The organism is Belnapia sp. AC561, from assembly GCF_979252845.1.
Genome location: NZ_CEEDBP010000029.1, coordinates 17,120 through 32,784 on the forward strand (window position 1 = coordinate 17,120; position 15,665 = coordinate 32,784).

A 15,665-nucleotide genomic window follows, 5' to 3' on the forward strand; every position below is an offset into this window, starting at 1 on the left:
TGGGGTTATTCGGTCAGACACATCAACTTTAAGTGTTTCCAAATTGTTGATCATTCGAATCTATGCGGGTTCGGCATGACGCTGATGGCCGGCATGCGATGAGCGCTCGCCAAGTCCTGCGCATCCTGCTGGCTCGAAATCAGGTCGGCGACCTGCTGCGGCGGGTGCCCGGCCTACCGGCCGCCTATGCCCGCAAGGCCTTCCGCCGGTCCGACCACGGCGGGTTGCAGATCGGCATCTACCCAAGCCATGCGGCCGCGGCCGCGGCCATTCCGCCCGCCAAGCGCAAGGGCTGGGACAGTGCCGAAGCCTCCGCCATCTGGGCTGATCGCATCGACCCGGTGCAGCCCTCCGGCTATCCGGTCTTCTTCTGGCTGCAGCGCCTGCTGACGCCGGGGGCCTGCTTGATCGATATCGGCGGCAGCATCGGGCTGACCTACTACGGCTACCGGCGTCTGGCCGGCCTGCCCGCGGGCATCCGCTGGCAGGTGGTGGAGGTGCCCGCCATCGCCGCTGCCGGCCGGGTGATCGCGGCCCGCGAAGGCGCCGCCGGGCTCGACTTCCCGGACGGGCTGAATACCGCCGTACCGGCCGACATCCTGCTCGCCGCCGGCGCACTGCAATACATGCCGGATGCGGTGCCCGGCCTGCTGGAGCGGCTGCCGTCACGCCCATCGCATCTTCTGATCAACAAGGTTGCGCTGACCGAGGGCGAGGGTTTCTGGACGCTACAGAATTTCGGCCCCGCTGCGGTGCCCTACCGGGTCTGGAACCGGGCGGCATTTCTTGGCTACTTCACCGATGCCGGCTACCGCCTGCGCGACGAATGGGAGGTCGCCGAGCTCGCGCTCGACATCCCGTTCCACCCACGCCGGTCGGTGCCGGCGCTCACCGGCTTCTACCTGACGCTGGACTCCACCACCCTCAGCTCCGGGTAGTCCCGCAGCACCCCCGGCGCGAAGGGCGGCGGCCCGTGCAGCAGCGCGGCCTGGAGGAAGCCTCGCACCGCCACCCGCAACACGGCCTGTGCCCGCGCCGACGCAATCCGTCCTCTGGCGCGTGGCCGGACACTCCACGCCTCGTCGAAGAAATCGGCATGCTCCGCCCCCCGGAGGATGACCAGGGCCCCGCCCTCCGCCTTAAACTGCCGCAGCATGCCCGGCTTCTCGCGGCGGTCCATCAGCGCCTGGCGCCGCTCCGTCGCATCATGGGGTTCGACCACGGTCAGGTCGGGCCCATCCGAGCCGAAGATCAGGTAGGGCGCGGGAAAGGGTGCCGCCTCCGGATCGCCGAAGACCCAGCCATCGAGGTTGACGACGGCCCGGATCCGTCGGTCCAGCCGCGCCGTCGCCACCGCCACCGCCCCGCCGAAGGAGGCGCCGAGGATCGCGGACGGCAACCCGGCGGCTTCTGGCAGCGCATCCAGCACGGCGCGCGCCATGGCGGCCTGCCGTGGTGCCTCCCGCTCAGCCGCCGCGAGGGTTCGGGCGAAGGCCGCGTCGGAGCCGATATCGAAGGGCAGTCTCAGATCCGCGGCAACATCCGGAGGCGCCGCACGAACCCAGGGGTCCAGCGCCGCCACCAGCCAGCCGTGGCTGGCGAGGTCGGTCGCCAGTCCGGTCAGGTCCCAGCGGCGTCCACCCCAGCCCGGGACGAGGATGACGAAGCCCGGCGACGTCGCCATCGGCGCATCTCGTCGCGCCGCGGTCCGGGGTAGCCAGGGCAGACCGGCCGGCTCGTGGAGCCGATAGGGTGCGGGCGCCCCCTCCCCTGCCGCTGGATACCAGAGCTGCACCTGCCCCGCCCCGGCGAGGTCCACCAACCGCGTGCCGACCGGGTGGGGCCCGGTCGGCTCCGGCAGCGCCATGGCGGCCCGGCCGCCGAGCAGCACCGCGGCACCGAACAGCACCATCGCAAGCCGCCGTGCCATCCGCATCAGGCGAGTGCCGCACCGATGTGGCGTGCCATGATCGCGGCGCCGGGATCCTCGAAGATCCCCAAGTGGTCGCCCGGCAGGCCATGCACCTCGACACGGCCGTCGACCAGAGCGCCCCAGCCGAAGCTCGGGTCGAGGAAGGCGCCGCGCGGCTGGTCCTCACGGTGGAACACCAGCACTGGCCCAGGCTGGCGAGACGGCCGGAAGCTGCTGGTCGCCTGCGCCAGATACCCGACGAAAAGCGCATCCCGCGTCTCGAACGGCAGCACCGGGAGCCGTCCCGCCGCCAACTGCCGCTGGTCGCGCCGCTGCCGCCAGCGGATCAGCGGGCCACGCCCGGCGATGAAGCCGCGGATGGTCTGCCGCCCCCGCGCCAGCCGCCGCATCTCCGCCGCCAGCAGCCGCGAGCGGTACGACAGTTCGGCGGCCAAGCGCCACGTCCGGCTTCGTCCGGCCAGGTGGTTGGGTGCCCAGGCATCGACCAGCACCACGAGCTTCACCTCGTCGCCCGCCATCCGCAACCGCTCGGCCAGCGCCCAGGCGAGCTGTCCGGCCGTGCAGAGCCCCAGCAGCGCATAGGGGCCTTTCGGCTGCGCCCGGCGGATCGCCGCCAGGTAGCGATCGAGGATCGCGTCCAACCCGGCCGGATGGCTCTCGGCCGGCAGGTCCGGGTCGAGCGCCTGCACGGCGTAGAAGGGCTGGTCCGAGCCGAGGTGCCGCGCCAAACGGTGAAAGATGCCGGTGTTGTTGATGGCAATGATCGGCATGCGCTGGCCACGCGGTTGCACCCGCATCACCTCGCGGTCTTCCTCGACCTTCCCCGCTTCGCGCAGCAGGCCGCAGAAGTCCCGCAGGCGCGGGGCGCGGAACAGGCTCGCAAGGCTCAGGGCGATGTCGAAGCGAAGCCGCACCCGCAGCAGCAGCCGGGCCGCGAGCAGCGAGTTGCCGCCGAGGTCGAAAAAGTCGTCCTCCGGGCTCGGCCGGATGCCGAGGATTTCCTGCCACAGCGCGGCCAGGTCGCGTTCTAGCCCATCCGTCCCCGGCGCGACGGCCGGTGCCGCCGGTTCCGGCACGGCGGCTGGCAGGGCGCGGCGATCGATCCTGTCCGTCGGCGTGCGCGGCAGGGCGGCGAGGATCACCACCTGCACCGGCACCATGGCGGCCCGTAGCCGGCCAGAGACGCGGGTCTTCAAGATCGCGGCGAAGTCGCCCGGAACGGCTTTACCCGCCGCCGGCACGGCATAGGCGACGAGCCGGAGATCGCCCGGCCGATCCTCCCGCAGGATGGCCACGGCCTCGGACACCTCAGGCTCCGCCAGCAGCGCCGCCTCGACCTCGGCGAGTTCGATGCGCACCCCGTTGAGCCGGACCTGCTGATCGCAGCGGCGGAGGAAATCGAAGCTGCCGTCGGGCCGTCGCCGTACCAGGTCGCCGGTGCGGTAGTAGCGCCCATCCGCGGCTGCGAAGGGCAGCGGGGCGAATCGCTCCTGCGTCAGCGCCGGGCGGGCGATGTACCCGAGGGTTACGCCCTCGCCACCGATCCAGAGTTCGCCCGGCGCTCCCATGGGAACAAGTCCGCCCTGCCGGTCCAGCACCTGGAAGCGCAGGTTGCCGATCGGCCCGCCGATGTGGACAGGCCCGTCACCCGGCAGGACCTGCAGAACGGAGGCCCAGATCGTCGTCTCGGCGGAGCCATAGAGATTCCAGAGCCCGGTGCAATGCCGCAGCAATGCGTTGGCGAGCGGCCTGGACAGCACCTCGCCGCCGACCAGGATCAACCTAAGCCGCACCTCCGCAAGCCCGGCATCCAGCAGCAATGACCAGCGGCTGGGCGTGGCCTGCACCACCGTCACGCCGGAGCGGCCGATGAGGTCGGCGAGCCGCATCGCATCGCCAGCCTCCGCATCCTCTGCAAGGACGATGGCGGCGCCGACGGTGAGCGGCAGCAGCAGTTCGAGCAAGGCGGCGTCGGCGCTCAGGGATGCGAATGAAAGCATGACGTCGTCGGGTCGTAGCCTCGGGGCTTTCTGGAACTGCCACAGCGCGTTGACCAGCGCCCGATGCGGGACCATGACCCCCTTCGGCCGCCCCGTCGAGCCCGAGGTGAACATGATGTAGGCCTCGCTTTCGGGCCCCGGCCCGGCGCCGATGCTGACACGCGGCACCCGTGCCGCATCGGCCATCAGCGTGGCGAGCGGCAGCGTCGCCGCCGCCTCCAGGCCGGCCGGCACCTCCGCCCCGGTAAGCACGAGCAGCGGCGCCGCATCCTCTACCGCCTGGGCCAGTCGCGCCGCCGGCAAGGCCGGATCGAGTGGCAGGAAGACTGCGCCCAGCTTGAGGATGCCGAGCAGCACCGCGAGCGCCTCGGCCGAGCGTGGGGCCGCGACTCCGACGACCTGCCCCTGACGTACCCCGCAAGACACCAACGCATGCGCAACCACCTCGGCGCGTACTGCCAATTCGGCATAGGTCATCTGCTGCGCGCCACAGCGTACCGCGAGGCGCGAGGCATGACGGTGCGCCGCATCAGTAAGCAGCGCCGGCAATGCAACGTCCCGCGGGAAATCGCGGCCCGTGCGGTTGAGGACCTCGGCGAGGCTGCGCTGCTCCTCCGCCTCGAGCAGCGGCAGGGTGGAGATGCGCCGCCCGCCATCCTCCGCCACTGCCTGGAGGATCTGGCCGAGACAGCGCAACAGGCGCTCCGCCGTCCCCTGGTCGAACAGATCCGTATTGTACTCGCAGGACAGCCGCCAGCCGACCTGCGCACGCTCGACCATGAAGAAATTCAGGTCGTAGATCGCCCCTGGTGAGACCGAGGGAATGCTGGTCAGGCGGAAGTCAGCCGTCGTCGCCGGCGCGATGAAGTCACGGTGGACAATGATGTTGACCGAGAAAAGCGGATGCCGACGGCTGGCATCGCGGGTCGGCCGGAGTAGCTCCACCACCCGCTCCATCGGAAGCTGGGCATGTTCCAAGGCGTCAAGCACCGTGCGCCGGCAGCGCGCGAGGAGCGCGGTGAAGCTTGGATCGTCCTCCAGCCCGACCCGCAGCACCAGGGTGTTGATGAACACGCCGATGAGCGATTCTAGGCCTTCCTCCTCCCGGTTGGCGACCTGGGTGCCGACCACGACCTCCGCCTCGCCGGTCCAGCGCGCCAGCATGGCCGTCATGGCCGCGTGGAAGACCATGAAGAGCGTCGCCTGCCCCTGCCCTGCCAGCACCTTCAGCCGGTCAGTAAGCGCCCGCGGCAACAGGGTGGAGACGATATGCCCGCTGCTCGTCACCACCGGCAGCCGTGGCCGGTCGGGCAGTACCTCGAACCAGGGCGCCCGGGCGAGCTGCTGCGTCCAATAGGCTTCCGCCCGGCGCGGCGCCTCGCTGGCGAGCCAGGCCTGCTGCCACAGCGCGTAGTCGCCGTACTGCAGCGGCAGCGGCAGCGGCGCCGGCGTCGGCCCGGCGCCACACACCGCGTCGTAATGGGTGGCGATATCCTCCGCCAGCACACCGACCGACCAGCCGTCGCACACCGCATGGTGGATGGTCACGAGCAGGTGGTAGATCCGGTCTTCGACCCGCAGCAGCGTCGCTCGCAACAGCGGCGGCACCGCGAGCTCGAAGGGCCGGCGCGCCTCCGCCATGGCCCGTCCTTCCGCAGCGGCCTCCAAATCCGCCTCGCCGCGTAGATCGCCGACCGCGAGGCGGAAGGGCACCCGGGGGAAGATCTGTTGCACCACACCCTCGGCAGACTCGGTGAGGCCTGTGCGCAGGCTTTCATGGCGCTGAATCACAGCCTCGAAGCTCTGCGTCAGCCGCTCAAGCGAGACCTGACCCTCCAGCCTCCATCGCACGGCGACATTCAGGACCGGATCGCCGGGATTAAGCTGGTCGAGTAGCCAGAATTGTCGCTGTGGCGAGGTGCAGGGGCATTCCTGCGGTCCATCGGACAAGGTGCCGCCTTGCGGGACGTGATCCTCCCTGGGTCCAGCGTCCATCATGTCCTCCCAGCTCGCTTGAACTGCATAAGCCGAGGCACCTCGGCGGTTGGCGCTTGGCTGCCGATCAGCCGTGCGAGGGCGCCCACCGTCGGGTGCTCCATGAGGTGCCGCGCGGCAAGCGGCAGCCCCTTGCGCTGCGCCCGAGCCGCGATCTGGAACAGCTGCAGGGAATCCGCACCCAGGGCAAGGAGATCGTCCGCCGGCCCGATCGCATCGAGGCCGAGCACCTCCACGACGATGGCGGCGATGCGCGCCTCCAAGGGATCGAGCGACGGAGGTGCAGTCGGCCGCGCGGCGGGCACCGGCTCCGGCTTCATCGCCACCAATGCGGCTCGGTCCAGCTTGCGGTTCGGCGTCAGCGGCATAGCGTCGAGTTGCACCCAGCCGGCTGGCACCATGTAATCCGGCAACCACTGCCGCAGCGCCTCGCGCAACCGCTTCGGATCCCAGTCCTGACCGGGCTGGAGCACGACATGGGCGACAAGACGGGCCTCCGCACCGCTGCCGGCCAGCACCACCGCCGCTGCCTGCACGCCGGCGAGGCGGGAGAGCGATGCCTCGACCTCGCTCAACTCAATGCGGAAGCCGCGCAGCTTGATCTGTGAGTCACGTCGTCCGAGGAGCTCCAGTTGCCCGTTGGGCGTCCAGCGAGCGAGATCCCCCGTGCCGTAGAAGCGCCCCGCGCCAAGGCCGACGGGCACCGGGCGGAAGCGCTCCGCGGTGAGCTGCGGAGCGCGGAAATACCTGGCCGCCACGCCCTCGCCACCGATCCACAGTTCGCCGATGACGCCAGGCACCACCGGCTGCCCATGCCGATCCAGCACATGCAGCGTCGTATTGGCGATGGGCTCGCCGATGGTGATCGGCGCATCTCCCGGGAGCACGCGCCCGCAGCTCGACCAGATCGTCGTCTCCGTCGGCCCGTACATGTTCCAAAGCTCGCCGCCGCCTTCCAGCAGTGCATTGGCCAGGTCGCGCGGCAGCGGCTCGCCACCGCAGAGCATCCTGAAGCCGGGATGGCTGCGGAAGCCGGCCTCCAGCAGCAGCCGCCAGGTGGCCGGCGTGGCCTGCAGCATGGTTGCCCCGCTGTCCCGCATCAACTGCTGCAGGGCGAAGCCGTCGACCGCATCCTCCTGTTTGGCGATGACTAGCCGCGCGCCGACGGTGAGCGGCAGAAAAAGCTCCAGCGCCGCAATGTCGAAGGTGACGGTGGTGACTGCGACCAGCCGGTCCTGCGGGCCCAGTCCCGGCCGCTCCGCCATGGCAAGCAGCAGGTTGTCGAGTGCCCTTCGGCCGACCTCGACGCCTTTCGGCTCTCCGGTGGAACCCGAGGTGAAGAGCAGATAGGCCGGCGCCGCCTCATCCGCAGTGACGCTGAAATCCGTGCCGGCGAACAGCGGCGGCGAGGGCTGGCCTGGTTGGAGCACCGGCAGGTCGAGCCCTTCCGGCGGCGGCCGGTCGGTGATGAGCAGGCTGAGTTCCGCCCGCTCCGCCAGGCGCCGCACCCGGACCGGCGGATGCCGCGGGTCGAAGGGGACATAGGTGAAGCCAGCGCGCAACACGGCCAGCAGCGCCGCGACGAGGATCGGAGAGCGTTCCAGCAGGATGCCGATGCGCGCTTCCCTGCCGGCGATGCGCTGGCGAAGCTGCTGCACCAGCAGTTCGACCTGGCAGTCGAGTTCCGCATAGCTCCAATGCATCGCCTCGAATGATATGGCGGGACGGTCCGGATCCGCATCCTTCCAGTATTTGATCGACGCGTCGAGGCCGGACTCCGGCGGCAGCGCCCGCACCGGCCCCGTATCCCGGAGCGTCAGCGCTGCCCGCTCCTCCGGCCGCAGCAGCGGCACGGAGACCACGGTCTGGGCGGCATCCTGCACGAGGGCGCCGAGCAAGGCCTCATAGTGGCCGAGCCAGCGTCGCACGGTCGTCTCGTCGAACAGGTCGGTGTTGTAGTCGCATTCGATGCGGAGGCCGTCGTCCTGCTCGATGACGTTGACGAAGAGGTCGAAGTTGACGAAGGCCTTGCCGATGGTGGAGGCCCGCAGTGCCAGCCCGCCGCGATCGCCCGGCTGGGCCATCCGCTCCAGGTTGAACTGCACGTCCGCGAGCGGCAGCCGCCCTGTCGTCCGCGGCAGGTCGAGGCGGCGCACCAGCGTGCCGAGGGTGAAGCCCTGGTGCTCGCGCGCCAGGGCGGTTTCCTCCTGAACCGCGGCGAGATGCGCGGCGAGCGTTGTCGTTGCGTCCCAGCGCCCGCGAACCGGCAGCAGGTTCACGCAGTGACCGACCAGCGGCCCCTCCTCGACGACCAGCGACTGGCCGGCCATCGGCACCGCCACCAACACGTCATCCTGCTGCGCCAGCCGTCCCATCAGCACCTGGAACAGGCCCAGCAACGTGGCAAAGAGGGTCGCTCCCTGCCGGCCACCGGCAGCCTGCACCGCGCGGGCAAGCGAGGCCGGGACCCGGGTCGTCAGCGTCGCGCCGCGGAAGCTCTTCCGCGCCGGGCGCGGGCGGTCGGCCGGCAGGTCGAGCGGCGGCGGCGGATCGCGGAAACGACCGAGCCAATGCGCCTCCGTCGCCGCGTCCGTCACCGCCGCGCGGACGTGCCGGCCGAAGGAGAGCGGCGCCACCAGCGTCGCCTCCTTGCCGCCAGCCTCCGCGGCGAGCAGCGTGGCCAATTCCTCGATGACGAGGTTCATCGACCAGCCGTCACAGACGATGTGATGCGCACCGAGCAGCAGCGTATGCCGCGTCGGCCCGCGACGCAGCAGCGACGCGCGGAGGCAGGGGCCGCCGACGAGGTCGAAGGGCTGCCGCGCCGCGGTGGCCATCGCGGTCTCGATCACCGCGTCCTGCTCCGCAGCGGCCCAGGTCGAGAGGTCCTCGACCGGCAGCGTCACCGGCGCCGGAGGCGCGATGGCCATCGTCTCGCCCGTCGGGGCGAAGCGGGCCCGCAGCGCCTCATGCCGCGCCAGGACGGCGCCAAGGGCCCGCTCCAGCGCTGCCGCATCCAGCGCGCCCTCCAGCTCGATGCGCACGCCCTCGTTGAAGGCGCAGGACGCCTCGTCGCCGAGCTGGGCGGCGAGCCAGACTTCCATCTGCGGCTCGGTCAGCGGCAGCGCCACCGGAGTCTCCGCCACGGGGCCCTGCGGCGCCAGGATGCCGACCCGCTGCACCTCCTCGAGCGCTCCCTCGAAGGCCCGCACCACCAGCTCCACCTCCTTCGGCCCATGCGCCGTGGTGAGGAAGCAGGGAAAATTCTCCTGGATGTGCACCCCGCGCTCGCGGAGCAGCGGATAGAGCAGCGTCGCCTTCCGGTCCTCCGCGGCCGGGTTCAGGAAGAACATGCTGCCCCAGCGCTCGGCCCGTAGCGCGAGGCCGCGCCGGGCGAAGAGCGCATCGAGCTGGTCGGTGAGGGAGCGCGTCGTCGCCTCCAGCCTCGCCTGCAGCGCCGGCCCCTCGGCCTTCAGATGGGCGAGGACCGCCTGCGCCGCCGCCAGCGCCAACGGATGGCGGACGAAGGTGCCGGCGAAGATCGTCACCTCTGCTTCCGGCCCGCTATCGTCGCCAAAGGTCCAGCTGCCGCCGTCCAGCGCATCCATGAAGCGTGCAGAGCCGGCGAGCACGCCGATCGGCAGCCCGCCGCCGATCACCTTGCCATAGGTCGCCAGGTCGCCACGCACGCCGAACAGCGCCTGCGCTCCCCCCGGATGGACCCGGAAGCCGGTGACGACCTCGTCCATGATCAGCGCGCAGCCGTGCGCGGCGGTCACCTCGCGCAATGCGCGGATGAAGTCGCGCGGCTGCAGCCCGGGGTGCCGGCTCTGCACCGGCTCCACCAGCACCGCCGCAAGGTCCCCGGCATGGGCCTTGATCCACTCGAGCGAGGCGGGATCGGCGAACTCGAGGATGGTCATGTTGGCGACCGCTTCCTCGGTGATGCCGGCCGCGGCCGGCATGGACCGCGGTTCGCCGCCACGCCGCACGCCACGCAGCAGCACCTCGTCGAAGCCGCCATGATAGGCGCCGGCGAAGGCAACCACCCGCTTGCGACCGGTGACGGCCCGCGCGACGCGCAGCGCCGCCATCACCGCTTCGGAACCGGTGCAGGTGAAGCTGACGCGCTCGTGCCCGGTCAGCTCGGCGATGGCTTCGGCGACCGGGCCGGCGAGATCGGCCATCGGGCCGATCGGAAAGCCGCGACGGAGCTGCGCCGCAACCGCATCGGTGACGAAATCCGGGCTGTGGCCGAGCGCGGTCACGCCATAGCCATTCACTAGGTCGACATAGGCATTCTCGTCGACATCCCAGATGTAGGCGCCCTCGGCCCGGGCGCAGACGACGGGATGGACGAGATCCTTCCATTCGCGGCGGAAGCCGGCCGCTGCGCGCGGATCGGCCAGGACGTTGCGATACCGCTGGGTCAACGCGCGTGAGCCGGCCATGCGCGTCCGGTTGCGCCCGATGAGTTCGGCGACAAGGCCCTCCTGCGCCGCGGTCAGCGTCGCGGAGACTGGCTTGCCACCGGCGGTGAAGCGGCGGAAGCGGGAGTCCATCTCCGTCTCGGGGGCTGGCCCGGGCGCCGGGGTCGGCACCGGCACGATGGCCGCTGGGACAGGTACCGGGACAGGCGCCAAGACAGGTGCCGGCAGCGCCGCCGCGCCCGGGCCCTTCAACGCGTCGAGCTGCGCCAGCATCAGCCCGGACATCGCCTCGACCTGCGCGCGCAGCAGCCCTTCCAATCCCGCCCCAGCCACCAGGGCGGCAGGCGCGGCGGCAAGGGTGGCGGCCGGCACGATGGCCGGCGCCGAAGGTGCGGCAGCCGCCACGGGTGCCGGCGCCTCCGGAAGCTGCGGCGCCACATGCGCCGCCAGCGCTTCCAGCGTGCCGAGCTCGCGCAGCAGTTGCCGGAAGCTGGTCCGCACGCCGAACCGGGACAGGAGCACCTGGCTGAGCTGGCTGAGGAAAAGGCTGTCGAAGCCGAGTTCCAGGAAGCTGACGCCCGCAGCCGTATCCGGCAGCGCCTCGCCGGCAAGTTCCGCGATCACCTCACGGATGAGGTGTTGCGCCTGCGCAGCGCGATCCTGGGGCATGGGTTGAACCTCGGTTGGAACCACTTCGACGGTAGCAGCGGCGTTCGGCGCATCGATCCAGTGCCGGGTCCGCTCGAAGGCATAGCCGGGCAGGGAGACGCGCCGACGGGCCGCCCCCTGCCGCATCGCCGCCCAGTCGGGTACGATGCCGTTGGTCCAGAGCCGCGCCGCGGCCGCATGGATGGTGGCGAGGGCGGCCTCGCCGCCCTGCGCGTCCGGCAGCGAGGCGATGGCCGGCATGCCCCGCCCCGCACCCTGCCGCGCCAGGGTGACGAGCGTGGTGCCCGGCCCCACCTCCAGCAGCACGGCGGGGCCGTCAGCCGCGAGGGTCGCCATGGCGGCGGCGAAGCGGACCTCCGCCCGACAATGTTGCCCCCAGTAGTCGGGCGAGGTCGCTTCCTCGGCCGTGATCCAGGTGCCGGTGACGCCGGAGACCCAGGGGATCGTCGGCGGTGCCAGGCGCATCCGGCTGACCAAGGCGGTCAGCGGCGACACCACCGGGTCCATCATCGCGGAGTGGAAGGCATGCGAGGTGTGCAGCCGTCGCGCCTGCACGTTGCGCCCGGCGAGCCTGGCTTCCAGCCGCGCCATCGCCTCATCCGGCCCGGCCGCGACGCAGAGCTGCGGTGCATTCACCGCCGCCAGGTCGGCGCCGTCGCCGAGCAGCGGCCGCAGCTCGGCCTCCGGCAGCCGCACGGCCAGCATCAGGCCGCGCGGCTGCGCTTCCATCAGCCGCCCGCGCTCGGCGACCAGGGCGAGCGCATCCTCGAGGGTGATGCTGCCCGCCACCGTCGCCGCCACCAGCTCGCCAACGCTGTGCCCGGCCAGTGCCGCGGGTCGCAGCCCCCAGCCGAGCCAGAGCTGTGCCAGCGCATATTCTACGGCGAAGATCGCCGGCTGTGCCAACAGTGTATGGGTGACGGCCTCCGCATCCGGCGTGCCATAGAGCGCCTCGCGCAGGTCGAGGCCGAGCTTCGGCTGCAGGATGTCGGCACAACGATCGAATGCGGCGCGGAACGTCGCCTCCTCGTGGTAGAGCGCCGCCCCCATGCCAGGATACTGCGAACCCTGGCCGGGGAAGAGGAAGATCAGCCGCGGCGCCGCCTCGGCGGTCTGGGCCGTGGCGCCGGCGTCGAGCGCGGCCAGTGCGGCTGCGCGGTCGCCGACCGCGACGGCCCAGCGGCAGGGGAAGGCACTGCGTCCGACCTGCAGCGTATGCGCCACATCGCCAAGGGCGAGCCCCGGCTCCTCCCGCATGTGCCCGGCCAGCGCCGCGCGCATGCGGGCAAGCGAGGCCTCGTTGCGAGCCGACAGGACCAGCACCTCGAAGGGCCGGGCCGGGCCGGTGGCCGCGGGCGGCGGTGCCTGCTCGATCACCACATGCGCATTGGTCCCGCCGACGCCGAGCGCGCTGACGCCGGCGCGGCGCGGCCGGTCCGGCTCGGGCCACGCGCTGAGGTCGGCCTGGACGAAGAAGGGGCTGCCGGCGAGCGAAAGGCCCGGGTTGGGCGAGCGGAAATGCGCCGTCGGCGGCAGCATGCCCCGTTCGACACAGAGCGCCGCCTTGATCAGCCCGGTGACGCCGGCGGCAGCGTCGAGATGCCCGATATTGCCCTTCACCGAGCCCAGCGCGCAGAAGCCTGCCGCGTCGGCCTCGCCCCCCTCAGCGAAGGCCTGCCTCAGCGCCGCGACCTCGATCGGGTCGCCGAGCAACGTGCCCGTACCGTGGCACTCGACATAGCCGATGCTGCGGGGTGAGACACCGGCGATGGCCTGGGCCGTGGCCACCACCTCCGCCTGCATCTCGACGCTCGGCGCCGTGAAGCCGGCCTTCGCGGCGCCGTCGTTGTTCACGGCCGCACCGCGGATCACCGCGTAGATCGGGTCGCCTGCCTCCCGTGCGTCGGAAAGGCGGCGCAGCACCACCGCAGCGCAGCCATGGCTGAAGACGGTGCCACCCGCCGCGGCGTCGAAGGGCCGGCACCGCCCGTCCGGCGCGGCCATCCCGCCTTCCTGCGCAACGTAGCCACGCCGCTGCGGGAAGGTGATGGAGGAGCCACCGGCGACCGCCATGTCGCACTGATGCAGGAGCAGGCTCTGCACCGCCTGCGCCACGGCGACGAGGGAGGTCGAGCAGGCCGTCTGGATCGTCATGCTCGGTCCGCGCAGGTCGAGCTTGTAGGAGACGCGCGTGGCCAGGGCATCGCCCAGCGCACCGACGAGCATGGCATAGTCGCCGCCCTGGAAGGTGCCGGTGAAGCGCTCCACCGCGGCGCGGTCCTGCAGCACATGATGCAGCAGGTAGGTCGGCATGCTGCAACCGGCGAAGACGCCGACCGGTTGCCCGGCCAGGGTGGACGGGTCGTGCCCCGCATCCTCGATCGCCTGCCAGACAGTCTCGAGGAAGAAGCGGTGCTGCGGGTCCGTCAGCGCCGCCTCGCGCGGCTTCATGCCGAAGAAGGCACCGTCGAATTCCTCCGCCCCTTCCAGGATGCCGCGCGCCGCAACGAAGCCGGGCGCGTCCTGCCTGCCGTCCTCCCGTTCTTCCACGGTGAAGCGGCCGATGCTGTCGAGGCCGGCGCAGATGTTGCGCCACAGGCTGCGGACATCCGGCGCGCCGGGGAAGCGTCCCGCCATGCCGATGATGGCGATGCCCTCGGCCTCGGCCTCGCCCTCCCCTGCCGCGCCGCTCACTGGACCGCCCCCGGCCGGAGCAGGCGCAGCGCCGCCGCCTGTCGCGCCGCCCGGGCGGCGAGCGGCGTGGCGCCGCGCGCGGTCGCCGGGGTCGCCGGCTTCCGCAGATGCGCGGCGAGGGCTGCGACGTTCGGATGGGCGAAGAAGGTCGTCATCGGCAGGCTCCGTCCGGTCCGCCGCGCCAGTTCCGCCTGCAACTCCATCAGCTGCAGCGAGCTGCCGCCGAGGTCGAAGAAATTGGCCGCAGGGTCGACCACGGCCTGGCCAAGCACCAGGGCGAAGGCCTCGGCCACCTGCCGGTCCCACTCCTGCCCCTGCGTCTCCGCCGGTGCGGTGCTGGCCGGCGCCGGCGCCGCCAGCCGGCCACGGTCGACCTTGCCGTTCGGGGTCAGCGGCATGGCGGCGAGCGGGACGAAGGCCACCGGGATCATCCCGCGCGGCAGCCGTTCGGCCAGGTGCCGGCGCAATGCATCGGCGGGCGGCGGCATCGCATCCTGCTGCCCGGTCACCCAGGCAACCAGGCGCGGCTCCTGGCCGGGCCCATCCGTCAGCACGCCGGCGACGGCCTCGGCGACGGCGGGATGGGCGGCCAGCGCGGCCTCCACCTCGCCGAGCTCGATCCGCTGCCCGGCCAGCTTCACCTGCTGGTCCAGCCGGCCCAGGAACTCGAGCAGCCCATCCTGCCGCCAGCGCACCCGATCGCCGGTGCGGTACATGCGCTCGGGCGCCGTGCCGGGCAGCGCGGCCGGTCGGAAGCGTTCCGCCGTCAATCCCGGCCGGTCGAGGTACCCCGACCCGACCCCGGCGCCGCCGATCCAGAGTTCACCGGCATCGCCCGGCGCCGCCGGCGCTCCGGCTTCGTCCAGCACGGCGAGCCGCACGTTGTCGATCGGCCGGCCGAGCGGCACCGGCTCCTCGAGGCTGGCCGCATCAAAGGCGTGCGCCGCGCAGATGTCGGTGCATTCGGTCGGCCCGTAGGTGTTGAGCACGCGAAGCCCCGCCGGGCCGCGCTCCATCCAGGCCCGCAGCCGCGCCGCACGGATCGGCTCGCCCCCGAGCACCACGCGCCGCAGCGTGCCGAGCCGGTTCGCCCAGGGGCCCTCGATCAGCGGATAGAAGGTGCTCGGCGTGCAGTTGAGGCAGGTGATGCCCTCCGTCCCGATCTGCGCCGCCACGGCAGCCGGATCGAAGACATCGCCGGCCGGCAGGTGAAGGCTGCCGCCGGTCAGCAGCGGTGCGAAGATGTTCTTCTGCGTCAGGTCGAAGCCCAGCGCACTGACCAGCAGAACCCGGTCAGCCGGGCTCAGCCCCAGTGCGCCGGCATACCATTGCAACAGGTTGGCGAAGCCGCCATGCCGCAGCGCAGCCCCTTTCGGCTGGCCCGTCGAGCCGGAGGTATAGATGACGTAGAGCAGATCGTCCGCTGCCGGCGACGGCGCCCCGGCCGGCTCCGCCTGCGGCACGACCGCTCCGGCATCGATCGCCAGATCGGCCAGCGCGGCCGGCAGGGTGGCCCGCAGCGCCGGCACGGTGAGCACCGCACGCACGCCGGCGTCCGCCAGGATGTAGGCCAGCCGCTGCGGCGGGTAGGCCGCATCGAGCGGCAGATAGGTGGCCCCGGCCTTCACCACGCCGAGGATCGCACCGATCACCAGCGGCCCGCGTGGCAGCAGCACACCGATCCGGTCACCGCGCCCGATGCCGCGCCGCAGCAGCACCTGCGCCACGCCGTTCGCCAGCGCATCCAGCGCGGCATAACTGAGGGTGCCGCCTGCCGAAACCACTGCGGGCGCCGATGGCCTCGCCTGGCGCCAGGCCTCGAACCCGGCGAGCAGGCCGCCCGCTGGGACCGCCCTTGCCGGTCCGGATCCCATCGCCACCAGCCAGTCTTCCGCGGCCTCACCAAGGTCGGGACCGTCCAGCCTGCTCTGCGTCATCGTCTCG

5 protein-coding genes are annotated in these 15,665 nt (G+C 71.7%); 1 reads left to right on the forward strand and 4 read right to left on the reverse strand.

Going from position 1 to position 15,665, the window contains the following annotated elements; all coding sequences use genetic code 11:
- Positions 1–98 precede the first annotated feature (98 nt).
- A complete protein-coding gene (locus tag AC0IW9_RS20965; RefSeq protein WP_471650247.1) occupies positions 99–938 on the forward strand; it encodes a methyltransferase, TIGR04325 family in 840 nt (279 codons plus the stop codon).
- Here the strand turns inward: AC0IW9_RS20965 and AC0IW9_RS20970 are convergent.
- From AC0IW9_RS20970 to AC0IW9_RS20985, 4 genes are read right to left on the reverse strand one after another with little or no spacing between them, the layout of a single operon-like run.
- Entirely contained in the window at positions 899–1,936 is a 1,038-nt protein-coding gene (locus AC0IW9_RS20970; RefSeq protein WP_471650248.1) for an alpha/beta hydrolase, read from the reverse strand. The genes AC0IW9_RS20965 and AC0IW9_RS20970 overlap by 40 nt on opposite strands.
- Positions 1,936–5,931, reverse strand: a complete 3,996-nt coding sequence (locus AC0IW9_RS20975; protein WP_471650249.1) for a non-ribosomal peptide synthetase — start codon at positions 5,929–5,931, stop codon at positions 1,936–1,938. The genes AC0IW9_RS20970 and AC0IW9_RS20975 overlap by 1 nt, the downstream gene beginning before the upstream one ends.
- Positions 5,928–13,721 carry a hybrid non-ribosomal peptide synthetase/type I polyketide synthase gene (locus tag AC0IW9_RS20980; protein ID WP_471650250.1) on the reverse strand — a complete coding sequence of 2,598 codons (7,794 nt, stop codon included), beginning with the start codon at positions 13,719–13,721 and terminating at the stop codon, positions 5,928–5,930. The genes AC0IW9_RS20975 and AC0IW9_RS20980 overlap by 4 nt, the downstream gene beginning before the upstream one ends.
- A complete protein-coding gene (locus tag AC0IW9_RS20985; RefSeq protein WP_471650251.1) occupies positions 13,718–15,658 on the reverse strand; it encodes an amino acid adenylation domain-containing protein in 1,941 nt (646 codons plus the stop codon). Before AC0IW9_RS20985 ends, AC0IW9_RS20980 begins: the two co-directional genes overlap by 4 nt.
- Positions 15,659–15,665: the final 7 nt, after the last annotated feature.